Origin of the sequence: Pseudonocardia petroleophila, assembly GCF_014235185.1 — a bacterium.
In the GTDB taxonomy this organism is placed as follows: domain Bacteria; phylum Actinomycetota; class Actinomycetes; order Mycobacteriales; family Pseudonocardiaceae; genus Pseudonocardia; species Pseudonocardia petroleophila.
In genome coordinates this window covers 2,324,467-2,346,857 of record NZ_CP060131.1, presented here as the reverse complement: position 1 = coordinate 2,346,857, position 22,391 = coordinate 2,324,467, and the positions used below count along the sequence as shown (strand labels likewise).

The following is a 22,391-nucleotide window of genomic DNA, read 5'->3' as shown; positions in this document are numbered from 1 at the left end:
TGTCGGGGGTGCCGCTCCGGATGGACGAGACCGCCGCGCTGGTGGCGACGCTGGCCGGGATCGTCGCCGACAACGGCCCGACGAGCCCGCGGCGGATCGGCGAGGCCTGCGTGGCCGCGCTCCCCGTCGACGGGGCGGCGATCACGGTGATGGTGCGTCCGGACCGGCAGGAGCCGGTCTGGGTGAGTGACGACGAGGCGGGCCGGCTCCAGGAGCTGCAGTTCAGCCTGGGCGAGGGCCCGTGCGTCGAGGCCGTCACCGAGCGCCGCCCGGTGCTCGTCCCCGACCTGCGCGCCGCGGGCGGCGACCGCTGGCCGGTGTTCGCCGCGGCCGCCCGGCGCACCTCGACGCGCGCGGTCTTCGCGCTGCCGCTGCAGGCCGGCGCGATCTGCGTCGGTGTGCTCGACCTGTACCGGCGGGAACCCGGCATGCTGGGACCGACGGACCTCGCGGGAGCGCTGCGCGGGGCCGACGCCGCGTTGTGGTCGCTGCTCGGTCTGCGGTCCGACGGGAAGGACGGTACGGGTGAGGACGCCTGGCTGGCGGGGGCACCGCTGCGGCACACCGAGGTGTACCAGGCGACGGGCATGGTGATGGTGCAGCTCGGGGTCACCCCCGAGGTGGCGTTGAGCAGGCTCAGGGCGTTCGCGTTCGTCCGCGACCGCGCGATCGACGAGGTCGCCCGCGACGTGGTGTCGCGGCGGCTGCGGTTCGACGAGGAGGAGCGAGGATGAGCACAGCCGAGCACGACCACCGGGAGCGGTCGCTGGCCGAGGCGTTCGTCGGGCTGGCCGACACCCTCGTCGCCGGGTACGACGTCATCGAGCTGCTGCACCGGCTCAGCGCCGACTGCGTCGCCCTGCTCCCCGTCGACGCGGCGGGGCTGATGCTCTCCGACCAGCGCGGCCGACTCACCGTCGCCGCGTACTCGACCGAGGCCGCCCACGACCTGGAGCAGTTCCAGCTCCGGTCGGCCGAGGGTCCGTGCGTCGACTGCTTCCACCACAGCACGCAGGTGGTGTCGGCCGACCTGGCCGGGGAGTCCCGCTGGCCGCACTTCACGCCGTTCGCGCGCGACGCGGGCTACCTCGCCGTGCACGCGTTCCCGCTGCGGCTGCGCGCGGAGACGATCGGCGCGCTGAACCTGTTCGGCGAGGTGCCTGCGGCGATGTCGGCCGACGACCGCCGCATCGGGCAGGCGCTGGCCGACGTCGCCACCATCGGGATCATCCAGGAGCGGGCGATCGCCCACCGCGAGCTGCTCGCCGAGCAGCTGGAGGGCGCGCTGAACAGCCGGGTGACGATCGAGCAGGCGAAGGGCGTGGTCGCCGAACGCCGCGACGTCGACATGACGGTGGCCTTCGACCTGCTCCGCCGGCACGCGCGGGCCACCAACCGGCAGCTCACCGAGCTGGCCCGCGCGGTCGTCGCCGACAGCACGGTCGTCGACGCCCTGCCCCCGGCCTGAGCCCGGATGGCGGCCGACGTCGTGGCCCGGCTGCGCGCCGCGGGCTGCGTGTTCGCCGAGGACGAGGCCCGGCTGCTGCTCGCGGCGGCCGACTCCCCCGCCGCACTCGACGCGCTGGTCGGGCGGCGGGTCGCGGGTGAGCCGCTCGAGCACGTCCTGGGGTGGGCGGAGTTCTGCGGGCTGCGGATCGCGGTCGGTGCGGGCGTGTTCGTCCCGCGCAGGCGCACGGAGCTCCTCGCGGAGCGGGCGATCGCGCTGACCCGGCCGGGGGCCGTCGTCGTGGACCTGTGCTGCGGCACCGGGGCCGTCGCCGCGGCCGTCCACGCCGCCGTCCCGGACGCCGAGGTGCACGCCGCCGACCTCGACCCGGCCGCGGTCGCGCTCGCCCGGCGCAACCTCCCCCGCGGGCACGTCCACCGGGGCGACCTCGACGCCCCGCTGCCCGCCGCACTGCACGGGCGCGTCGACGTGCTCGTCGCCAACGCCCCGTACGTCCCGACCGACGCGATCGCCCTCATGCCGCCCGAGGCGCGGCTGCACGAGGCGCGCGCGGCGCTCGACGGCGGACCCGACGGCACCGCGGTCCAGCAGCGGGTGGCCGCCGCGGCGCCGCGCTGGCTCGCCCCCGGCGGGCACCTGCTGATCGAGACCAGCGACCGCCAGGCCCCGCTGACGGCCGCGGCGATGGAGCGCCACGGCCTCGTCGCCCGCACGGTCGTCGACGACGAGCGGGGGGCGACGGTGGTGATCGGTAGCGTCGCCGCCGTGGACGAGCCCGAGTTCCTGCGCCGCACCCGCGACTCCTACGACGCCATCGCCGCCGAGTACGTCGGGTACGTCGGCGACGAGCTGCCCCGGCGGCCGGCGGAGCGGGCGCTGCTGCGCTGGTTCGCCGACGTCGTCGGGAGCGGCCCGGTCGTCGACGTGGGGTGCGGCACCGGGCGGATCACCGCGCACCTGCACGGCCTCGGCGTCGACGTCTCCGGGATCGACCTGTCGCCGGGGATGGTCGAGCAGGCCCGCCGCGCGTACCCGGACCTGCGGTTCTCCGTCGGGTCGATGACGGCCCTGCCGCTGCCCGACGCGTGCGTCGACGGGCTCGTCGCCCACTACTCGACCATCCACGTCCCCGACGACGAGCTGCCGGGGGCGCTCGCGGAGTTCGCCCGCGTCCTCTCCCCCGGCGGCCACGCCCTGCTGACGTTCCAGGTCGGGGACGAGCCGCTGCACCTCACCGACGCCCTCGGCCACCCCGTCGACCTGCTCTTCCACCGCCGTCGCCCGGAGCGGATGGCCGCCCTGCTGGAGGCGGCAGGCCTACCGGTGCACGCGCAGACCGTCCGGCAGGCGGAGGACGGCGAGCGGACGCCGCAGGCCTACCTGCTGGCCCGCAGGGCGTAACCCGGTCGCGCCCGGCCGTGCCGCGACGGCAGGGTGGGCCCCGATGCACCCGATCGACGAGACCCTGGTCCGCATGCTGGTCGCCGCGCAGTTCCCGCAGTGGGCCGACCTCCCGGTCGTCGCGGTGCCCCGCCAGGGCGTGGACAACCGCACGTTCCGGCTCGGGGAGAGCCTGTCGGTCCGGCTGCCCAGCGCCGCGGGGTACGTGCCGGCGGTGGAGAAGGAGCTCCGCTGGCTGCCCCGGCTCGCCCCCGCGCTGCCGCTGCCGATCCCCGTCCCGGTCGCGGCGGGTGCGCCGTCGGAGCACTACCCCTGGCCGTGGTCGGTGCGCCGGTGGATCGACGGCACCCCCGTGGGCGACGCCCCGCCGCCCGACCCGCACGCCTTCGCGCGGGACCTGGCCGGTTTCCTGCTCGCCCTGGGGCGGGTCGACGCGTCCGGCGGCCCGGTCGCCGGGGCGCACAGCTTCCACCGCGGGGCCGACCCGGCGTTCTACGACGACGAGACCCGCCGCCACCTCACCCGGCTCCCCGCCGCCCTGACCGCGATCTGGGACGCCGCGCTCGCCGCGACGTGGCACGGCTCGCCGGTCTGGTTCCACGGGGACGTCGCCGCCGGCAACCTCCTGCTCGACGCCGACGGGCGGCTCGCCGCGGTCATCGACTTCGGGACGTGCGGGGTCGGCGACCCGGCCTGCGACCTCGTGATCGCCTGGACCCTCCTCGACCCCGACGCCCGCGCGACGTTCCGGACCGCGACGGGCGCCGACGACGCGATGTGGGCCCGCGGGCGCGGCTGGGCGCTGTGGAAGGCCGCGATCACGGACGACGCGCGGGTCCTCGACGTGCTGCTCGCCGAGCCGTCCCCGTGACGGTCCGCCGCGCCACCGACGCCGATCTCGACGCCGTCGCCGCCTTCCCGCTCGACGACCCGGTCGGCGGGATCGACGCCGACCGCTTCCGGCGCGAGCACGCGGAACGCCGCCTCCGTCCGGAGTGGACGTGGGTGGCCGAGCAGGACGGTGCGATCGTCGGCCGGGCGCTGTGGTGGGGACGCTCGGACGACGACGCACCGGTCGCGCTGGACTGCCTGCACGTCCGGCCGGGCGTCCCCGACCGGGCGGGGCTCGCGCACCGGCTCCTGAGCGCCGGGCACACCGCGCTGGCCGCCCGGCCGCGGTACGAGCTGACGCTGCCGGGCGGCTGGCGCGACCGGCCGGACGTCGTCGACGCCGTGGCCTGGCGGACGGATGCGGCCCGGCGGGCGGGGCTGACCGAGGAGGTCGAGCGGCTGCGCTACGAGTGGATCCCGGACGCACCGGTCCCGCCCCCGTCGACGCGGCTCGCGTTCCGCCCCGAGCCCGACGACGAGGCGTTCGTCGACGCGTTCCGCCGGATCGCCGCGGACAGCCTGGACGTGGCGACGCTGCGCGAGGTCGCCGACGTCGGCGCGGACCGGCAGGCCCGCGACGACCTGGACTTCTACCTCTCGTGCCCGGGCCGGCGGGAGTGGTGGCGGCTCGCGCACGCCGCAGACGGGGCCCTCGCCGGGTTCGCCGTCCCGTCCGCCACCCCGTACGGCCGCAACGTCGGCTACCTCGGCGTCGTGCCCGGGATGCGCGGGCGGGGGCTCGTCGACGACGTGCTCGGCGAGATCACCCGCATCCACGCCGCCGACGGGGCCGAGCGGATCACCGCCACGACCGACGTCGTCAACGCCCCGATGGCCGCGGCGTTCGAGCGGGCCGGCTACCGCGCCACCGAGGTCCGGCTGGTGCTGGAGGTCAGAGGGTCCGGAAGTAGCGGCTGATCGGCAGGTGCGTGAACCCGGCGGCCTCGTAGGTGGCGCGCGCGGGCGCGTGGCCCGGGTCCCCTCCGGTCTCGACCATCGCCGTGGTCATCCCCTGCTCCGCCATCCACCCGAGCGCGAACCCCGTCAGCCCCGCGCCGAGACCCCGGCGCTGGAACGCGGGGTCGACGGCGACCATGTGGATCTCGCCCATGAGGTCGTCGGTGTGCAGGACGACGGCGACGAACCCGGCGACGACCCCGTCGACGTCCGCGACCCAGACCCGCCCGGAGTCGCACACCTCCCCCACCGCCGCGGCCTGCGCGGCCGCCCACCCCCGCGGGTACTGGAGGTCGAACACGCCGGACCCGTGCAGCACGGACCGCAGCGAGGCGAAGACGGGCTCCCAGGCGCGCAGCGACAGCGCCACCACGGCGTCGCGGTCCCCGGACCCGAGCGGACGGATCGTCACGCGCCGCATCCTCACCGACCGCCGCCGCGGGCGCCACGGGAATCCGCCGGCTGCCGCGATCGTCCCCCGGCGGGGATCGCGCTCGGCGTGCCCCGGGAGGCTCGCGAGCCGCCTGTCGGTGGGTCCTGGCACCGTCCGCGCCATGCCCACTCAGAAGGACGATCTGCTCCAGTACCTGAACGAGGCCCGCGAGGCGGTGCTCTGGAAGCTCGACGGTCTCGACGAGTACGCCGCACGCCGGCCGCTGACCCCCACCGGGACGAACCTGCTCGGCCTGGTGAAGCACCTGACCAGCGGCGAACTCACCTACTTCGCCCGCACGTTCGACCGGCCGAGCCCGGACCTCGGCTACCTGGACACCGTCGACCCGTGGCAGAACGAGGACATGTGGGCCCGCGCCGACGAACCGCGCGAGGAGATCGTCGCCCGCTACCGCCGCGTCGCCGCGCACTCCGACGCCATCGTCACCGAGCTCCCGCTCGACACCGTCGGGCGCGTTCCGCACTGGCCCGCCGAGAGGGCCGCGACGACGCTGCACCACGTGGTCGTCCGCATGATCGGCGAGACGCACCGCCACGCCGGGCAGGCCGACATCGTCCGGGAGACCCTCGACGGGGTCATCGGGTACCGGGCCGACAGCGACTCGCTGCCGTCGGACGACCGCGCCTGGTGGGAGCGGTACGTGGAGAGGGTCGAGTCGGCGGCCCGGCAGGCGTCGTCGTCCTGATCGGTCGTCCGGCCCGGGCCGCACCGCGTCCGGGGGCGTTCCGCGGAACGCGTTCACCGGCCCCCGGATCTCCGAGTGGTGTCGGGTTCGGGCGGAGCCCGGCCGCCAGAGGCTCATCAGGCTCGTCGTGCGATCCCTTCAAGGCGTTCCCACTGCTCGCGCCGCTCTGCTTGTCCGTCGCGACTCACCAGGTCGACCTGGGCTGAGTATCCCGCCGACCCGTCGATGAGCTCGCGGACGATGTCGCTGTGACCAGCGTGCCGATTCGCTTCGGCGATGGTGTGGATCAGGATGTGCTGCAGGGTCACGGTGGCCATGGGCTCCGGCCACCACGGGACGTGTCCGATGGCGTCGAGGTCGTTGCCGGCGATGACTGCGTCTGAGGCCGCGCACACCTGCGTGTAGAGATCGAGCAGCTCGGCTCTGGTCTCATGTTCCGCCGCCCACATGTCGGCATCGGGTTCGGCGTCGGCGGCGGACCACGGAAGTGATGCTGGGTCCGGCTCTCCGAATGCAGCGCCGAAGTGGCCCCACTCGACGGTGGCGAGGTGTTTGACGATGCCGAGCAGGTTGGTGCCAGTCGCAACCAACGGACGTCGTACGTCGTAGTCGGACAGCCCGTCGAGCTTCCAGACGGCGGCGCTGCGAGCCGCGCGCAGGTAGTCGTGGAGGTCCGCCTTGAGGCTCGTCTCTGTCATACGGTGACCGTGGCATCTGCAGGGCTGCGACGTCGGATCGGCCCGGGTGACGTCGCGCCGGATAGCGGGCCCCGGTGTCCACGTGGCTCAACGGTGGTGTTCCGGCACCCCAGGTGGCCGCGTGGGCCGGACACGGCGTCGACGTGCTGCTCCGGGTCTACGCCGAGTGCATCCTTGGTCAGGACGCGACGGTCCGGCGCCGGGTCGAGGACCCACTGAGGCAGGGCAGTTCTTGATCGCGTCCGTGGAGGGTCGTGAACAGCCGTCTGGAGCAGGACACAGCGGGACAGACGCAGAAGCGGCCCCCGACCGTGTATCTGCTGGTCAGGGGCCGCTTTCCCGGGGTGTGGCAGGTGAAGGATTCGAACCTTCGTAGGCTAAGCCGACGGATTTACAGTCCGCTCCCTTTGGCCACTCGGGCAACCTGCCCCGGTGCGCCGTAGCGCTGGAGAAGGATACGACAGCCGGAATCCGGGTCCGATCCCGGCCCCGGTGATCAGGAGGACACATGGCAGACCCGTCGTTCGACGTGGTGAGCAAGGTCGACCGCCAGGAGGTCGACAACGCCCTCAACCAGGCCGCGAAGGAACTGTCGCAGCGCTTCGACTTCCGCGGCACCGGCACCTCCATCGCCTGGGCGGGCGAGGAGGCGCTGACGATCGAGTCGGAGACCGAGGAGCGCGCGCTGGCCGCGGTCGAGGTGTTCAAGGAGAAGCTGGTCAAGCGCAGCATCTCGATGAAGGCGTTCGAGGCGGGCGACCCGGCGATCTCGGGCAAGGTCTACAAGGTCAACGGCAAGATCCTGCAGGGCATCGAGGCGGAGAAGGCCAAGGAGATCAGCAAGGCCATCCGCGACGAGAAGTTCAAGGGCGTCCAGGCCCAGATCCAGGGCGACCAGCTGCGCGTCTCGGGCAAGAAGAAGGACGACCTGCAAGCCGTCATCGCCCTGCTCAAGAGCCGGGACTTCGGCATCGCGCTGCAGTTCACCAACTACCGGTGACCCACCGGCCCTGAGCCCGGGCCGTCGTCCTGCGCCCCGTCGATCACGCGACTACGGTCCAGGCCCATGGTCGTCGCCAAGCCGCCCGTCGTCTCCCTCGCCGACTGGAAGGAGGCGGTCGCCCGGACGAACGAGCAGGAGGTGGCCGTCGCCGCCGAGATCGACCGGCTCACCGCGGCGCGCAAGCGGATGCCGATGGTGCGGGTCGAGGGCGACTACCGCTTCGAGGGTCCCGACGGGCCGGTCGCGCTGGTCGACCTCTTCGAGGGGCGCAGCCAGCTGATCCTCTACCGGTTCTTCTTCGAGGAGGGGGTCGGCGGGTGGCCCGACGCCGGGTGCGTCGGGTGCTCGTCGTGGGCGGACGGGGTGGCCGAGCTCGGCCTCCTGCACGCCCACGACATCACCTTCGCCATGGTCTCGCCCGCACCGCAGCCGGCCCTGCGGGCCTACGCCGAGCGGATGGGCTGGACCGACCTGCCCTGGTACACGATCGCGACCGACTCCTTCACCGAGGACTTCGACGCGACGGAGTGGTTCGCGATCAACGTCTTCCTGCGCGACGGCGACGACGTCTACCGGACGTACTTCCTGCAGAACGGGTCGATGGTGCGGCACATCGGCAGCGTCGCCAGCCTGCTGGCCCTGACCCCCTACGGCGACCAGATCGAGGGCGAGGACGTGCCGGACGGCTGGCCCCAGGCGCCCTTCTCGTTCTGGATGCGCCGCCACGACGAGTACGACGAGCCCGCACCGTCCGCCCGCGGATGATCCGCATCCCGGACTACGGCCGCGGTCAGCGGGTCACCGCAGCTCCGACTCCCGCCGGGTGAGCACCAGCGGCGCGTCCTCGGTGACGGCCACGGTGTGCTCCGAGTGGGCGGTGCGGGAGCCGTCGGCCGACCGGATCGTCCAGCCGTCGGGGTCGTAGACGATCCGGTCGGTGGTGCGGGCGAACCAGGGTTCGAGGGCGAGCGTCAGGCCCGGCCGGAGCCTCAGGCCGCGCCCCGCCCGGCCCGTGTTCGACACGTGCGGGTCCTCGTGCATGGTGCGGCCCAGGCCGTGGCCGCCGAACTGGTCATTGACCGGGTAGCCGTGGCGGTGGGCCACTGCGGCGATCGCCGCCGAGATGTCACCCAGGCGGTTGCCCGGGCGCGCCAGCGCGATCGCCGCCTCCAGCGCCTCCTCGGTGGCGTGGACGATCCGCAGGTCCTCCTCCGCGGCGGTCCCGACGATCACTGTGCGCGCCGAGTCGGCCACCCAGCCGTCGATGCCGACGGCGAGGTCGGCGGTGAGCACGTCCCCGTCGCGCAGCACGTAGTCGTGCGGGAGGCCGTGCAGGACGGCGTCGTTGACCGCCAGGCAGAGGACGTTGCGGAACGGCCCCCTGCCGAAGGACGGCGCGTAGTCCCAGTAGCACGACTCGGCCCCCCGACGCCGGATCATGGCGCGGGCGTGGTGCTCCAGGTCGAGGAGGTTGACGCCCACGTCGGCGAGCCCGCCGATCTCGGTGAGCACCTCGGCGACGAACCGCCCGGCCACGTGCATGCGCGCGATCTCCTCGGGCGTCTTCAGCTCGATCACGGGCACCCCCACCTAGCCGGTATAGTTATACCGAACCTAGCACGGCGCCGGGTGCGGTCCGGTCAGGGCGTGTACGTCAGGTGCACGACGCCGTTGTCGAACGACTCGCTGCCGCCGAGCCTCAGCGTCGACCGCGTGCCCTCCGGGAACAGCTTCGGCCCGTCGCCGACCGCGACCGGGTAGAGCCACAGGTGCAGCTCGTCGACCAGCCCGTCGGCGAGCATCGCGCGCACGAGGGTGCCGCTGCCGTAGCAGTAGATCCCGCCGGCGACGCCGTCCTTGAACTCCCGCAGGGTCGCGGCGTCGTAGCCGCCGAGCAGCGAGGAGTGCGCCCAGCCGTCGGCGTCGGTGCGGGACGCGGACACGACGTACTTGGGCGTGTCGTTGAAGAACGGGGCGCCGGGGTCGTCCGCCATGTCGCGCGAGGTCCAGGCCGGGCCCGACTCCTCCCACGTGGTGCGCCCGAACAGGATCGCCTCCGAGCCCCCGGTGGTGAGCCGGCCCATGGCCTCGCCCATCGCGTCGGTGAACGGGTGGTCGAAGGTGAACGTGGGCGCCCCGATCACCCCGTCGAGGGTGATGAACTCGCTGACCTTGATCTGTCCCATGGTGGTCTCCTCCGGCCGGGGTGTCACAGCATGGACGACGACACCGGGCCGGACTCATCGCACAATCGACGGATGGACGTCCGAGAGATCTACACCCGGTGCAGCGCCGCGTTCGGCGAGCGCGTGCACGCCGTCGACGGCCGCTGGGCCGCGCCCACCGTCAACCCCGGCTGGGACGTGCGCGACCTGGTCAACCACCTCGTCAACGAGGAGCGGTGGACACCGCTGCTGCTCGGCGGGGCGACGATCGCCGAGGTCGGCGACCGGTTCGACGGGGACCTGCTCGGCGCCGACCCGCTCGCCACCTACGACGAGGCCGCGGCCGCCGCGCTCGCCGCGGTGCTCGCGGAGGGCACCGTGGAGGGCGTCGCGCACCTGTCGTTCGGCGACCGCCCCGCGCGCGAGTACGTGCTGCAGCTCTCGGCCGACCACCTCGTGCACGCCTGGGACCTCGCCCGCGCGCTCGGCACCGACGAGACGCTCGACGGGGAGGTCGTCGAGGCGCTGCTGGCCTGGTACGTCGAGGAGACCGAGGCGCTCTACCACCGCATCGGGGTGATCGGCCCGCTCGTCGAGGTCCCGGCCGGGAGCGGGGCGCAGGCGGAGCTGCTGGGCAGGTTCGGCCGCACCCCGTAGGAGGAGACCGGTCAGTGCCGGTGCAGGCCCATCTCCTCCAGCCGACGGATGCGGTCCTCCATCGGCGGGTGGGTGGCGAACAGCCGGGCCATGTGCTCCCCGGCCCGGAACGGGTTGGCGATCATCAGGTGCGACTGGGCGGTGAGCTGGGGGTCCGGCGGCAGCGGCGCGAGCTGGGTGCCGGTCGCGAGCTTGCGCAGCGCCGACGCCAGTGCCAGCGGATCACCCGTCAGCGCCGCGCCGCTGGCGTCGGCCTGGTACTCCCGCGACCGGCTCACGGCCATCTGCACCAGCCCGGCGGCCACCGGGCCGAGGAAGGCGATGAGCAGCATCGCGATCGGGTTGGGCCGGTCGTCGGAGCTGCCGCCGAACAGGCCGGAGAACATCGCCATGTTGGCCAGGAAGCCGACGGCCGTGGCGAGCGCGCCCGCCACCGAGGAGATGAGGATGTCGCGGTTGTAGACGTGCGAGAGCTCGTGACCCAGCACCGCGCGGAGCTCGCGCTCGTCGAGGATCTCCAGCAGGCCGGTGGTGGCGCAGACCGCGGCGTGGCGCGGGCTGCGGCCGGTGGCGAACGCGTTGGGGGCGGCCGTCGGGGAGATGTAGAGGCGCGGCATCGGCTGGCGCGCGGCGCGGGAGAGCTCGCGGACGATCCGGTACATCGCCGGGTGCTCCGGCTCGGTGACGGGCCGGGCGTGCATCGCCCGCAGGGCCACCTTGTCGGAGTTGAAGTACGCCCACCCGTTGATCGCCAGCGCGGCCACGACGGCGATCACGAGCCCGGTCCGGCCGAACATCGACCCGACGAGGAGCACGAGCCCGCTCATCCCACCGAGCAGGAGCGCGGTCTTGAGGCCGTTCATGACGGGTTCCGTCCCTTCCGGTGTCGCTTGCACCTTCAACGAGCCACGACGGGGTGGTGTTCCGAAACCGCTTGACCTCCACCCGCTGTCAGGTCGCACTCTCTGGGCGTGACCGCTCTCGACACCGACGGCTACCTGCTGCTCCCCGACCTCCTCGACGCCGCCGCGCTCGACGGCGTCCGGGCCGCGATGGCCGACGCACTGGACCGCGCCGGGCCGCGCGGACCCGGCGGGACGCTGCACGTCGACGACCTGCGCGGGCCCGCGGTCGAGGCGGTCTGGACGGCCCCGCGGCTGGTCGCGGCGGTCGAGCACGTGCTCGGGCCGGAGCCCGTCCGCGGCGCACTGCACGTCCGCGCCCCGCACCCCGGGTTCGGCGCGCAGGCCCTGCACGCCGACTTCGGCGGGCCGCCGCCGCAGCAGCCGCAGGTCGCCGTGGCGGTCGTCGCGCTCGTCGACGTCGCCGAGGACGGGGGCGCGACCCGCGTCGTCCCGGGCACGCACGTCTGGAAGCGCGGCGCACCGGGTGACACGGTCGACCGCGGCTGGCCCGGCGAGCGGCGCATCGCGCTGACGGCCGGGTCCGCGGTGGTCCTCAACGGTCACCTGTGGCACTCCGGCACCCGCAACCGCTCGACGGTCCGCCGCGACGCGCTGCAGGTCACCTGGCGGCGCGGGTGAGGGACGACTGCCCGGGCTGCGGCACCGGGGACGGCCCGCCCGTCCCGTCGGCGGCGTGCGCGGAGCGGGCGCTGGTCGTCGCGGAGCGGGAGTTCTCCGATCCGGCGTACTTCGCCGTGCACCGGATCACCGTGGCCGCCTACACGCTGCAGCACCCGGCGTCGTCGAGCGGGCACGCGGTCGCCGTGCACCTGGCGGCGCTGCGGGGCGCGGTCGAGCGGGGCCTGGAGGGCGACGCGCTGGGCCGGCACGTGCGGTGGGCGTCCGACGCCCTGCGGCGCCGCCCGACCGGGCCGCTCGTCCCGCCCGCCCGCCGGGGCGCGCTCACGATCGTCGACGTGGTGGCCGCCCGCGACGCCGCCGGGCACTGCGCGCTGGTGCGGCGCTGGGCCGCGCAGGTCTGGGAGGCGTGGCGGCCCGTCGCCGACGTGGCGCAGGTGTGAATCACCAGCCGCGCAGGTCCACCGCCCAGGTGTCGAGCACCTCGTCGCCCCGCACGAGGTGCACCCGCTCGTGCATCGCCATGGTCGGGTCGACGTGCGCGGGCACCACCCGGACCCGGTCCCCCACCGCGACGGGCGCGTCGGGCGCGAACGTCAGGTGCTCGTCGGAGCAGAACCACACCTGGGCGTCCGGGACGGCGGGGTTGCCGTGGTCCATCCCCAGCGCCTTGAGCCCGACGTCCGCGACGGCCCACCCGGGCATCCCCCCGGCGGGCGCGGTCACCGAGATCACCGTGCCCAGCACGGTCAGCGCCTGCCGGAACGGCAGCCCGGCCGCGGTGTAGGCGGTGTCCATCAGCGCGTAGGAGCCGGCCTGGACCTCGGTGACCCAGGTGTTCAGCGCGTAGGTGCCGGTGCCGCCGCCGGAGACGACCTCCCCGCCGACGTCGGCGTGCGCCGCGAGCAGCCGCTCCATGCACTCCTGGGTGAGCCGCCCGCGCTCGGCGACGTCGTCGAGCATCATGAGGTGCCCCTCGTAGCCCATGACGCCGCGCACGGTCAGCCCGGCGGCCCGGGCGCGGTCGGCCAGCCACCCGGCCCGCGACGGCGCGATCCCGCACCGCGGCAGCCCCACGTTGACGTCGACCAGCACCTCCCGCACCCCGCCGTCGACGGCCGCGCGCAGGGTCTCCTCGGAGTCGACCGCCAGTGTGACCCGGGCGTCCAGGACCCCGAGGCGCCGGGCGTCGAGGACCTCGTTGGCGAGCAGCAGGTCCGCGCCCAGGCCCGCGGCGGCCATCCCCTCGACCTCGCGGACCGTGGCGCAGGTGAACCCGGTGTGCCCGGCCGCGGCCTGCCGGGCGGCGAGCGAGGTGGTCTTGTGCGCCTTCACGTGCGGGCGCAGCCGGGGGCCGGGCAGCGCGGCGGCCATGTCGGCGAGGTTGGCGTCCAGCGCGTCGACGTCGACGAGCAGGGCGGGAGTGGTCAGGTCGTGGACGGTCAACATCCGAGCACCCGGTCCAGGTAGGGGTTGGTGAAGCGGCGGTCGGGGTCGAGGCGGTCGCGCAGGGCCGTGAACGCGTCGAACCCCGGGTACAGCGGGCGGAGGTCGTCCGCCGTGCGCGTGTGCAGCTTGCCCCAGTGCGGGCGCCCGCCGAGCGCGGTCATGACGTCCTCGACGGCCCCGAAGTACGCCTCGTGCGGCTGCCCGCGGTGCACGTGCACCGCGACGTAGGCGCTGTCGCGGCCGCTCGCCGTCGACAGGGGGACGTCGTCGGCCGCCGCGACCCGCACCTCCACCGGGAACGGCACGGCCCGCGCGTGCCGGGCGGCCGCGGCCCGCATCCCGTCGAACGCCTCGCGCAGCGCGGCCCGCGGCACCGCGTACTCCATCTCCAGGAACCGCACCCGGCGCGGGCTGGTGAACACGCGGTAGGAGCGGTCGACGTACTCGCCGGCCGCCATCCGCGCGGCGACGAACCGGTTGAGCCGCGGCACGAGCGCCGGCGCCGCCCGCCCGAGCCGGCAGACCGCACCGAACCCGGCGTTGCCGAGCAGCTCGTCGCCGACCCACCGCCCGACCCGCCCGCGGTCGGGTCCGGGGGCGACGGGGTCGTTGCGCTTGGTCGCGGCGGTGTCGGAGTGCGGGAACCAGTAGAACTCGACGTGCTCGGCCGAGGTGAGGAACCCGTCGAGGTCCCCGAGCACCGCGGCCAGCGGTTCCACCCGCTCGACGGCGCGGAGCCGGAACGCCGGGACCGTCGCCAGCGTGACGGCGACCAGCACCCCCAGCGCCCCGAGACCCACCCGCGCGGCCGCGAACACGTCCGGGTGCGACGACGGGGACAGGTGCAGCAGCGTCGCGTCGGCCGTCACGAGGTCGAGCGCCCGGACCTGCGCGGCGATCCCGCGGTGCGCCGCCCCGGTGCCGTGCGTGCCGGTGGAGATCGCGCCCGCGACGGTCTGGACGTCGATGTCGCCGAGGTTGGGCAGGGCGCGCCCGTGCTCCCAGAGCAGCGCGTTGAGCGCGTGCAGGGGCAGCCCGGCCGGCACCGTGACGAGCTCGCCGTCGACGCGTACCGCGGCCGGGTCGGCCGGGGCCCGCACGGCGACCCCGAGCGGTGCCCCGATCGCGGTGAACGAGTGCCCGGAGCCGAGCGCGGTGACCCGCAGCCCGTCGCGGCGCGCCGCCCGCACCGCGTCGACGACGTCACCGGCGTCGCGCGCCACCACCGTGCGCACCGGGTCGGTGCGCTGGTTGCCGGCCCAGTTCCGCCACACCGGCTACTCGGGGGTGCCGTGCTCGGCGAAGTGCGTCATCGGTACGACGACGAACAGCGCCGACGCCGTGGCCGCCAGCGGACCGTCGGGCGCGTCCAGCCGGGCCTCGCCCTCGCACCAGATCTTCCGGCCCTCGCGCCCGACGATCCGGGTGCGCAGGTGCAGCACGGAGCCGACCGGCACGGGCTTGCGGAACTGGGTCTGCAGGCTCGCGGTGACGGACGGCTCGCGGTGGTGCACGGCGAGCAGCCCGAGCGCCTCGTCGAACGCGGCCGAGACGACCCCGCCGTGCGCGATGCCGGGCGCGCCCTGGTGGTGGCGCTGCACGGCGAACGTGCTGGTGACCGCCAGGTCCTCGGCGACGACGAAGCTCATCCGCATGCCGCCCTCGAGGTTCCCGCAGCCGAAGCAGCCCTCGTAGTGGGCCGGCAGCCGGGTGCCGGGCGGGGGCGTGTCGGGGTGCGAGGCGGGCCGGACGGCGCTCTCGGGCACGGAGAGGGACATGTACCGGACGGTAGCCGGGGCTGGGGCAGGATGCGGCCATGGCCGACATCACTGTCCACAGCGCGACCACCGACGGCGTCGCGCTCCTCACGCTGTCGCACCCGGCACGCCGCAACGCGATGAACCTGGAGCTCTCGGGGCTGCTCGCCGCCGCGGTCGACGCGGCCGTGGCCGATCCGACCGTCGGCGCGATCGTCGTCACCGGGGAGGATCCCGGCTTCTGCGCGGGCGGCGACCTCGCCGAGCTGGCGACGGCGGACCCCGCCACCCTGAAGCGGGTCTACGCGGGTTTCCTGGCGATCGCCGACTGCCCGCTGCCGACGATCGCCGCCGTCAACGGGGCCGCGGTCGGGGCCGGGATGAACCTCGCGCTGGCCGCCGACGTCCGCCTGGCCGGCCCGAAGGCGAAGTTCGACGCCCGGTTCCTGCCGCTGGGCCTGCACCCGGGCGGTGGGTACACCTGGATGGCGCACCGGGTCCTCGGCGCGCAGGCGGCGGCCGCGCTGACGCTGTTCGGCGAGGTCGTCGACGCCGCCGAGGCCGAGCGGATCGGGCTGGTGCACCGCGCCGTCGACGACGTGGTGGCGGCCGCGATCGAGATGGGTGCCCGGGCCGCGGCCAACCCCCGCGACCTCACGGTCACGACGAAGGCGACCATGCGGCTGGCGGCGGCGCTCTCGACGCAGGCCGAGGTGCTGGAGATCGAGGTCCGGGCGCAGGCCGAGTCGGTGCACTCCGAGGAGTTCCGCACCCGCCTCGCCGCCCTGCAGGCGAAGATCAGCCGTTCCTGAGCAGGGGACGCCCACCTTTTGACGAGGTGTGACATCAGGCAGGGTGCGGGGACACTGGGACGAATTGGGAGTTAACCTCGCCTCAGTACTCTCCGCACCCGTCCGGAACGAGGACACGACCGACCTATGACTGCCACCCCCGACACCGACGTCGACCGCTCGCAGGTCGTGGAGAAGGATCGTGTCGTCATCCGCTTCGCGGGCGACTCCGGCGACGGCATGCAGCTCACCGGTGACCGGTTCACCTCCGAGACCGCCGCGTTCGGCAACGACCTCTCGACGCTGCCGAACTTCCCCGCGGAGATCCGGGCCCCTGCCGGGACGCTGCCGGGCGTGTCGTCGTTCCAGCTGCACTTCGCGAACTACGACATCCTCACCCCCGGCGACCGCCCCGACGTCCTCGTCGCGATGAACCCGGCCGCGCTCAAGGCCAACATCGCCGACCTGCCCGCGGGCGGCGTGCTGATCGTCAACACCGACGAGTTCACCAAGCGCAACCTGACGAAGGTCGGGTACGCGGCGAACCCGCTCGAGGACGACTCGCTGGAGCAGTACGCGGTGCACGAGGTCGCGATGGCCACCCTGACGATGGGTGCGCTGTCGGAGACCGGGCTGAGCAAGAAGGACGCCGAGCGGGCGAAGAACATGTTCGCGCTCGGGCTGCTGTCGTGGATGTACCACCGGCCGCACGAGGGCACCGAGCGGTTCCTGCGGGAGAAGTTCGCGCGCCGCCCCGACCTGGCCGAGGCCAACATCCTGGCGTTCAAGGCCGGGCACGCCTACGGCGAGACCACCGAGGCGTTCGCCGTCACCTACGAGGTGAAGCCCGCGCCGCTGCCCACCGGCACCTACCGCCAGATCACCGGCAACACCGCGCTGTCCTACGGCCTCGTCGCCGCGGGCCAGGTCACCGGGCTGCCCGTGTTCCTCGGGTCGTACCCGATCACGCCGGCGTCGGACATCCTGCACGAGCTGAGCAAGCACAAGGGCTTCGGCGTCACCACGTTCCAGGCCGAGGACGAGATCTCCGGCGTCGGCGCGGCGCTCGGCGCCTCGTTCGGCGGGGCGCTGGGCGTCACCACCACCTCCGGGCCCGGCCTGTCGCTCAAGTCGGAGACCGTCGGCCTCGCGGTGGCGCTGGAGCTGCCGATGATCGTCGTCGACGTCCAGCGCGGCGGCCCGTCCACCGGCCTGCCCACCAAGACCGAGCAGGCCGACCTGCTGCACGCGATGTTCGGGCGCAACGGCGAGTCGCCCGTCCCGGTCGTCGCCCCGCAGAGCCCCGGCGACTGCTTCGACGCCACGCTGGAGGCGGCGCGGATCGCGGTCACCTACCGCACCCCGGTGCTGCTGCTGTCCGACGGCTCGCTGGCCAACGGCTCCGAGCCGTGGAAGGTCCCGTCGGTCGACACCCTGACCCCGATCGACCCGGGCTTCGCCACCGAGACCAACGCCCCCGACGGCTCCGGCGAGTTCTGGCCCTACCTGCGCGACGACGACACGCTCGCCCGACCGTGGGCGGTCCCGGGCACGAAGGGCCTGGAGCACCGGATCGGCGGCCTGGAGAAGGCCGACGGCCGCGGCTCGATCTCCTACGACCCGGCCAACCACGACCGCATGGTGCGGCTGCGCGGCGCGAAGGTCGACGGGATCACCGTGCCCGACCTCGAGGTCGACGACCCCACCGGCGACGCATCGCTGCTGGTGCTGGGCTGGGGCTCCACCTACGGCCCGATCGGCGCAGGAGCCCGCCGCGTCCGGGCGCTGGGCCACAAGGTCGCACAGGCCCACATCCGCTTCCTCAACCCGTTCCCGGCCAACCTCGGCGAGGTGCTGGCCCGCTACGACACGGTCCTGGTGCCCGAGATGAACCTCGGTCAGCTGGTCCTGCTCCTGCGCGCGCGGTACCTCGTCGACGCGAAGAGCTACACGAACGTCACCGGCCTGCCGTTCAAGGCCGAGGAACTGCAGGACCTGTTCCTGAGCTACCTGTCTGGAGAGCTGGCATGACCGCGCTCGATCTCGGACTGCCGTCGATCGGGGGCCTCGACGGGGTCCCCACCACGACCGACAAGCAGACCGCCAAGGACTTCACCTCCGACCAGGAGGTGCGCTGGTGCCCCGGCTGCGGCGACTACGCCGTGCTCGCCGCCGTGCGCCAGTTCCTCCCCACGCTCGGGATCAAGCGCGAGAACACGGTGTTCGTGTCCGGGATCGGCTGCTCGTCGCGGTTCCCGTACTACCTCAACACCTACGGCATGCACTCGATCCACGGCCGCGCCCCGACCATCGCCACCGGCCTCGCCGTGTCGCGGCCGGACCTGTCGGTGTGGGTCGTCACCGGCGACGGCGACGCGCTCTCGATCGGTGGCAACCACCTGATCCACGCGCTGCGCCGCAACGTGAACCTCAAGATCCTGCTGTTCAACAACCGGATCTACGGCCTGACGAAGGGCCAGTACTCGCCGACCTCGGAGGTCGGGAAGATCACCAAGTCCACGCCGATGGGCTCGGTCGACCACCCGTTCAACCCGATCTCGCTGGCGCTCGGCGCGGAGGCCACGTTCGTCGGACGGGCGATCGACTCCGACCGCAAGGGCCTCACCGCCGTCCTCGGCGCGGCCGCCGCGCACCGCGGCACCGCGCTCGTCGAGATCTTCCAGGACTGCCCGATCTTCAACGACGGGTCCTTCGACGTCCTGCGCAAGGGCGACGACGTCGAGGAGCGCCTGATCCACCTCACCGACGGCGAGCCCATCCGCTTCGGCCCCGCCGGGGACGACGGGCTCGGCACGTTCGCCGTGGTCCGCGAGGGCTTCGGGCTCGGCGTCGCGAAGGCCGCCGAGGTCGACGCGTCGGAGATCGTGGTGCACGACGCGCGCGACCACAACCTCGCGTTCGCCCTGTCGCGGCTGTCCGACCAGGACCTCACGCACACCGTCACCGGGATCTTCCGCGACGTCGACAAGGTCACCTACGACGACGCCGCCCGCGCCCAGGTCGCCGCGGCGAAGGAGAAGACCGCCGCGGCCGGCGGGCCCGACCTGCAGGCCCTGCTCAACGGCCGCGACACCTGGACCGTCGTCGGCTGACCGTCAGCGCCCGGGCCCGTCGACCTCGTCGGCGGGCCCGTGCTGCGTCGGGATCGTCGGGGCCAGCCCGGACGGCGAGATGCCGAGCGCGTCCAGCGCGTCGCTCGCCCGGGCGCCGGTGCCCCGGGAGCGGGTCGCCGGTCCGTCCAGCGCCGTCAGCGCGGGGTCGGTGGGCGGGGCGACCGGGTCCGGCGGCGGTGCCTGCACCCGCGGCGGCGCCACCGGGACGGGCTCCGGGTCCGGCACCGGCGGTGCGGCCGGAACCGGTGCCGCGCGGCGCAGCGGCCGCACGAACAGCAGCCAGGTGACGCCCGAACCGAGCAGGAACGCCACCGCGCACAGCACCCACACCTGGGTGACGAAACCGGTCACGCCGCCTCCCTAGCGGATCTCGAACTCGACGCGGCGGCTGGCCGCCCTGGTCTCCAGCGGCGCGTCCGCGCCGCGCCCGACGGTGGTGATCCGGCTGCGGTCGACGCCGGCCGCGGCGAGCGCGTCGGCGACCGCCACCGCCCGGCGCTCGGACAGCGCCAGCGCGCCCTCCGCCGAGCCCGGGGTGTCGGCGACGTGCCCGGTCAGCACCACCGACGCCTCCGGCGCCGCCACCAGCACGGCGGCGACCGCCCGCACGGTCTCGGCGGCCGCGGGCTCCAGGGCGGCGCTGTCGGCGGGGAAGCGGACCGGGGCGGCCGTGACGAGCGCGGCGACCTCTTCGGCGGCGACCTGTCCGGCGGCGGGCTGCGAGGCCGCGGTGGGGGCGGCCGCGGTCGGGGCCGAGCCGTCGGCCGGGGACCCGGTCCCGGACGGCACCGCCGCGGCCGGGGCGGAGGCCGTCACGACATCGGTGCCCGTCCCGCCGCCCGGTGCGGTGACCGCCGCAGTGGCCGTGGGGGCGGGCGGCCCGGGCCACACGGATCCGATCCCCGCGAGGGCCGTCGGGACCGCGAGGAGCGCCGCGCACCACAGCAGCACCGGGGTGCGGCGAGCGGGCATCGGGTCTCCAGGCGCCGGGCGGGGTCGCGAACGAGAGCAGGATGCCATGAGGTGGTGGCGGACACGTCACGGATCGGGGTGTCGCGCGGGCGGCGCGCCGTGCCGTGGCGGCGCCCACGGTGCCGGCGTCGGTCCTCCGGGCGGTTCGGGCCGGGCGGGTTCGGCCGATCCGGGCGCGCAGGGGGCCTGGCGCTGTGCTCCGGCCCGCCCGGTGTTCTGATGGGAGTGTGGCAGCGACGGGACTGGACGGGCGGGGCGTCGCGGCCGCCGTCGGGGCGTACTCGATCTGGGGGCTGTTCCCGGCGTTCTGGCCGCTGCTCGCCCCCGCGGTGCCGGTGGAGGTGCTCGCCCACCGCATCGCCTGGGCCGCCGTCCTGATGGCCGTCGTGTTCACCCTGGTGCGCGGCTGGGGCGAGCTCGGCTCGCTGCGACCCCGCGGCTGGGCCATGGTCGCCGCGGCCGGTGTGCTGATCACCGTCAACTGGGGCTTCTACATCTACGCGGTGTTCGCCGGGCACGTCGTCGAGGCGGCGCTGGGGTACTTCATCAGCCCGCTGGTGAGCGTGCTGCTCGGCGTGGTGGTGCTGCGCGAACGGCTGCGGCCCGTGCAGTGGGTCGCCGTGGGGCTGGCGGCGGTGGCGGTGCTCGTCATCGCGGTGGAGAACGGCAGGCCGCCCTGGCTGGCGCTGACGCTGGCGTGCTCGTTCGGCCTCTACGGGCTGATCAAGAGCACCGTGCCGCTGACGGCGACGGCCAGCCTCACCGCGGAGGGGCTCGTGCTGGGCCCGGTCGCGCTCGGCGTCATCGCGTGGTTCGAGCTGACCGGCACCGGCACGATGACCGACTTCGGGGGCGGCCACCTGTCGCTGCTGCTGCTCGCCGGGCCGGTGACGGCCGTGCCGCTGCTGCTCTACGGCGTCGCCGCGCGGCGCGTGCCGCTGAGCACCATCGGCGTGCTCATGTACATCAACCCGACCCTGCAGTTCCTGTGGGGTGTGCTGGTGCTGCGCGAGGTGATGGAGCCGACGCGCTGGATCGGCTTCGTGCTCGTCTGGGCCGCGCTGGCGGTCTTCACGGCCGACCTGATCCGCACGTCCCGGGCCGACCGCCGCGCCGCCCGCCTCGCCCCCGTCGCCTGACCCGCACCGCCTCCGCCGACCACCGGGCAGCATCGGCGAACTCACCGCGCGGCGCAGGCCAACTCGCCGGGCGTCCGCGGCACACTCGCCGAGTGGCGACGGCACACTCGCCGGGGCAGGGTCACCCCCACGGCGAGTTTGCCGATCTAGCTCGGCGAGTTTGCCGATCTCGCTCGGCGAGTCTGCCGTCGGCGCTCGGCGAGTTGGCCGGTCGTGCGGCGGTCAGGCGGTGCGGTCGACCATGTAGACCGTCAGCGTGGTCAGGGCGTCGGCGGCCGGGCAGGCGGGGAGCCGGGCCAGCTCCTGCTGGGCCTCCTTCGCCTGCAGGGCCAGCACCTCGCGGGCGCGGGCGATGCCGTCGCTGCGGCGCAGCAGCGTCAGCGCCTCGTCGACCTCGGCGTCGTCGCTGATCGGGTTCGCCAGCAGCACGCGGAGGCGGTCGGCGTCGGGGCCGGTGCCCTGCAGCGCGAACAGCATCGGCAGCGTCTTGACGCCCTCGCGCAGGTCCGTCCCGGGCGTCTTGCCCGAGTCCTCCGACGCCGAGGAGATGTCGATGATGTCGTCGGAGATCTGGAACGCGGTGCCGACGATCGCGCCGAAGCGGTGCAGCGACTCGATCTGCTCGGGGGTGCAGCCGGAGAACATCCCGCCGTAGCGGCCCGACGTGGCGATCAGCGAGCCCGTCTTCTGCGCGATGACGGTGAGGTAGTGCTCCACCGGGTCCTCGTCGGGACCGGGGCCGCGGGTCTCGCGCATCTGCCCCGTCACGAGCTCGGCGAACGTCTCGGCGATGATCCGCACGGCGTCCGGGCCGAGGTCGGCGACGAGCCGCGAGGCGTGGGCGAACAGGAAGTCGCCGGTGAGGATCGCGACCGTGTTGTCCCAGCGCTGGTTCGCGCTCTCCGCGCCGCGGCGCATCGTCGCGGAGTCCATGACGTCGTCGTGGTAGAGCGTGGCCAGGTGGATCAGCTCGACGACCGCCGCCGCCCGGACGACGTCGGCCGAGTCGGCTCGCGGCCCCATCTGCGCCCCGAGCAGGGTGAACAGCGGGCGAAACCGCTTGCCCCCGGCCTCGATGAGGTGCAGCGACGTCTCGGTGACGAACCGGTAGTCGCTGTGCACCTCGCGGCGCAGCAGCTCCTCGACCTGTTCCAGGCCGTCCGCCGTGGCGCCGGCCAGCTCCGCGTCACCCAGCTCGACGCCCGCAACCTCGTAGTTACTCACCA

26 protein-coding genes, 1 tRNA gene and 1 pseudogene are annotated in these 22,391 nt (G+C 74.3%); 16 read left to right on the top strand and 12 right to left on the bottom strand.

Annotated features, from left to right (window positions below):
• The first annotated feature begins 8 nt into the window (after positions 1-8).
• From H6H00_RS11835 to H6H00_RS11815, 6 genes and pseudogenes are all read left to right on the top strand, one after another.
• Positions 9-734, top strand: coding sequence for a GAF and ANTAR domain-containing protein (locus H6H00_RS11835; RefSeq protein WP_185721327.1), 726 nt, complete (start codon positions 9-11; stop codon positions 732-734).
• Complete coding sequence (locus tag H6H00_RS11830) at positions 731-1,468, top strand: GAF and ANTAR domain-containing protein (RefSeq protein WP_185721326.1); 738 nt, start codon at positions 731-733, stop codon at positions 1,466-1,468. The genes H6H00_RS11835 and H6H00_RS11830 overlap by 4 nt, the downstream gene beginning before the upstream one ends.
• A gap of 6 nt (positions 1,469-1,474) precedes the next feature.
• A pseudogene (locus tag H6H00_RS31840) lies at positions 1,475-2,224 on the top strand (putative protein N(5)-glutamine methyltransferase); the annotation flags it as partial.
• Positions 2,210-2,869, top strand: coding sequence for a class I SAM-dependent methyltransferase (locus H6H00_RS31835; RefSeq protein ID WP_369408068.1), 660 nt, complete (start codon positions 2,210-2,212; stop codon positions 2,867-2,869). The pseudogene H6H00_RS31840 and the gene H6H00_RS31835, both read left to right, overlap by 15 nt.
• A gap of 43 nt (positions 2,870-2,912) precedes the next feature.
• The gene (locus tag H6H00_RS11820; RefSeq protein ID WP_185721324.1) at positions 2,913-3,740 is read left to right on the top strand and encodes an aminoglycoside phosphotransferase family protein; all 828 of its coding nucleotides are present in this window, start codon (positions 2,913-2,915) and stop codon (positions 3,738-3,740) included.
• Complete coding sequence (locus H6H00_RS11815; protein ID WP_185721323.1) at positions 3,737-4,678, top strand: GNAT family N-acetyltransferase; 942 nt, start codon at positions 3,737-3,739, stop codon at positions 4,676-4,678. The genes H6H00_RS11820 and H6H00_RS11815 overlap by 4 nt, the downstream gene beginning before the upstream one ends.
• Here H6H00_RS11815 and H6H00_RS11810 read toward each other — a convergent pair.
• Entirely contained in the window at positions 4,653-5,129 is a 477-nt protein-coding gene (locus H6H00_RS11810) for a GNAT family N-acetyltransferase (RefSeq protein ID WP_344736428.1), read from the bottom strand. The genes H6H00_RS11815 and H6H00_RS11810 overlap by 26 nt on opposite strands.
• Positions 5,130-5,271: 142 nt before the next feature.
• On the opposite strand from H6H00_RS11810, the gene H6H00_RS11805 reads away from it, so the two are divergent.
• Positions 5,272-5,856 carry a DinB family protein gene (locus H6H00_RS11805; protein WP_185721321.1) on the top strand — a complete coding sequence of 195 codons (585 nt, stop codon included), beginning with the start codon at positions 5,272-5,274 and terminating at the stop codon, positions 5,854-5,856.
• Positions 5,857-5,972: 116 nt separating this feature from the next.
• Here the strand turns inward: H6H00_RS11805 and H6H00_RS11800 are convergent, their stop codons facing one another.
• Positions 5,973-6,554: a DinB family protein gene (locus tag H6H00_RS11800; protein ID WP_185721320.1), complete on the bottom strand. Its 582-nt coding sequence runs from the start codon at positions 6,552-6,554 to the stop codon at positions 5,973-5,975.
• A 347-nt stretch (positions 6,555-6,901) separates the two neighbouring features.
• Positions 6,902-6,983 (bottom strand) — tRNA-Tyr (locus H6H00_RS11795).
• 79 nt (positions 6,984-7,062) lie between these two features.
• Between H6H00_RS11795 and H6H00_RS11790 the strand changes: the two genes are divergently transcribed.
• Positions 7,063-7,554, top strand: a complete 492-nt coding sequence (locus tag H6H00_RS11790) for a YajQ family cyclic di-GMP-binding protein (RefSeq protein WP_185721319.1) — start codon at positions 7,063-7,065, stop codon at positions 7,552-7,554.
• A gap of 66 nt (positions 7,555-7,620) precedes the next feature.
• Positions 7,621-8,322, top strand: coding sequence for a DUF899 family protein (locus H6H00_RS11785; RefSeq protein WP_185721318.1), 702 nt, complete (start codon positions 7,621-7,623; stop codon positions 8,320-8,322).
• 33 nt (positions 8,323-8,355) lie between these two features.
• Here H6H00_RS11785 and map read toward each other — a convergent pair whose 3' ends face one another.
• Both map and H6H00_RS11775 read right to left on the bottom strand, forming a co-directional pair.
• The gene (map, locus tag H6H00_RS11780; RefSeq protein WP_185722367.1) at positions 8,356-9,135 is read right to left on the bottom strand and encodes a type I methionyl aminopeptidase; all 780 of its coding nucleotides are present in this window, start codon (positions 9,133-9,135) and stop codon (positions 8,356-8,358) included.
• Between the two features lie 62 nt (positions 9,136-9,197).
• Positions 9,198-9,743, bottom strand: coding sequence for a dihydrofolate reductase family protein (locus H6H00_RS11775; RefSeq protein WP_185721317.1), 546 nt, complete (start codon positions 9,741-9,743; stop codon positions 9,198-9,200).
• Positions 9,744-9,815: 72 nt separating this feature from the next.
• Here H6H00_RS11775 and H6H00_RS11770 point away from each other — a divergent pair, with 72 nt between their 5' ends.
• Positions 9,816-10,379 (top strand): TIGR03086 family metal-binding protein, encoded by a 564-nt coding sequence (locus tag H6H00_RS11770; protein WP_185721316.1) that lies wholly within the window; start codon positions 9,816-9,818, stop codon positions 10,377-10,379.
• 11 nt (positions 10,380-10,390) lie between these two features.
• Here the strand turns inward: H6H00_RS11770 and htpX are convergent, their stop codons facing one another.
• Positions 10,391-11,242, bottom strand: coding sequence for a zinc metalloprotease HtpX (gene htpX / locus H6H00_RS11765; RefSeq protein WP_185721315.1), 852 nt, complete (start codon positions 11,240-11,242; stop codon positions 10,391-10,393).
• Positions 11,243-11,350: 108 nt separating this feature from the next.
• Here htpX and H6H00_RS11760 point away from each other — a divergent pair, with 108 nt between their 5' ends.
• Both H6H00_RS11760 and H6H00_RS11755 read left to right on the top strand, forming a co-directional pair.
• A complete protein-coding gene (locus H6H00_RS11760) occupies positions 11,351-11,923 on the top strand; it encodes a phytanoyl-CoA dioxygenase family protein (RefSeq protein WP_185721314.1) in 573 nt (190 codons plus the stop codon).
• A complete protein-coding gene (locus H6H00_RS11755) occupies positions 11,920-12,366 on the top strand; it encodes a DUF5946 family protein (protein ID WP_185721313.1) in 447 nt (148 codons plus the stop codon). The genes H6H00_RS11760 and H6H00_RS11755 overlap by 4 nt, the downstream gene beginning before the upstream one ends.
• 1 nt (position 12,367) lies before the next feature.
• Here the strand turns inward: H6H00_RS11755 and H6H00_RS11750 are convergent, their stop codons facing one another.
• Genes H6H00_RS11750 through H6H00_RS11740 form a run of 3 tightly spaced genes read right to left on the bottom strand, consistent with a single transcriptional unit; the run spans position 12,368 to position 15,150 of the window.
• Complete coding sequence (locus H6H00_RS11750) at positions 12,368-13,372, bottom strand: alanine racemase (protein ID WP_185721312.1); 1,005 nt, start codon at positions 13,370-13,372, stop codon at positions 12,368-12,370.
• The gene (locus H6H00_RS11745; protein ID WP_185721311.1) at positions 13,366-14,646 is read right to left on the bottom strand and encodes a D-arabinono-1,4-lactone oxidase; all 1,281 of its coding nucleotides are present in this window, start codon (positions 14,644-14,646) and stop codon (positions 13,366-13,368) included. The genes H6H00_RS11750 and H6H00_RS11745 overlap by 7 nt, the downstream gene beginning before the upstream one ends.
• A 3-nt stretch (positions 14,647-14,649) precedes the next feature.
• Entirely contained in the window at positions 14,650-15,150 is a 501-nt protein-coding gene (locus H6H00_RS11740) for a PaaI family thioesterase (protein ID WP_185721310.1), read from the bottom strand.
• Positions 15,151-15,188: 38 nt separating this feature from the next.
• On the opposite strand from H6H00_RS11740, the gene H6H00_RS11735 reads away from it, so the two are divergent.
• The 3 genes from H6H00_RS11735 (at position 15,189) to H6H00_RS11725 (ending at position 19,033) form a co-directional block, all read left to right on the top strand.
• Complete coding sequence (locus tag H6H00_RS11735; protein ID WP_185721309.1) at positions 15,189-15,941, top strand: enoyl-CoA hydratase; 753 nt, start codon at positions 15,189-15,191, stop codon at positions 15,939-15,941.
• A 126-nt stretch (positions 15,942-16,067) separates the two neighbouring features.
• A complete protein-coding gene (locus H6H00_RS11730) occupies positions 16,068-17,951 on the top strand; it encodes a 2-oxoacid:acceptor oxidoreductase subunit alpha (protein WP_185721308.1) in 1,884 nt (627 codons plus the stop codon).
• A complete protein-coding gene (locus tag H6H00_RS11725; protein ID WP_185721307.1) occupies positions 17,948-19,033 on the top strand; it encodes a 2-oxoacid:ferredoxin oxidoreductase subunit beta in 1,086 nt (361 codons plus the stop codon). Before H6H00_RS11730 ends, H6H00_RS11725 begins: the two co-directional genes overlap by 4 nt.
• 3 nt (positions 19,034-19,036) lie before the next feature.
• On the opposite strand, the gene H6H00_RS11720 is transcribed toward H6H00_RS11725, so the two are convergent.
• Both H6H00_RS11720 and H6H00_RS11715 read right to left on the bottom strand, forming a co-directional pair.
• Complete coding sequence (locus tag H6H00_RS11720) at positions 19,037-19,405, bottom strand: hypothetical protein (RefSeq protein ID WP_185721306.1); 369 nt, start codon at positions 19,403-19,405, stop codon at positions 19,037-19,039.
• Positions 19,406-19,414: 9 nt separating this feature from the next.
• Positions 19,415-20,026, bottom strand: coding sequence for an OmpA family protein (locus tag H6H00_RS11715; RefSeq protein ID WP_185721305.1), 612 nt, complete (start codon positions 20,024-20,026; stop codon positions 19,415-19,417).
• Positions 20,027-20,253: 227 nt separating this feature from the next.
• Between H6H00_RS11715 and rarD the strand changes: the two genes are divergently transcribed.
• On the top strand, positions 20,254-21,165 hold the full coding sequence (gene rarD / locus H6H00_RS11710; protein WP_185721304.1) for an EamA family transporter RarD: 912 nt from the start codon (positions 20,254-20,256) through the stop codon (positions 21,163-21,165).
• Between the two features lie 222 nt (positions 21,166-21,387).
• Here the strand turns inward: rarD and H6H00_RS11705 are convergent, their stop codons facing one another.
• Positions 21,388-22,389, bottom strand: a complete 1,002-nt coding sequence (locus H6H00_RS11705; protein ID WP_185721303.1) for a polyprenyl synthetase family protein — start codon at positions 22,387-22,389, stop codon at positions 21,388-21,390.
• Positions 22,390-22,391 lie beyond the last annotated feature (2 nt).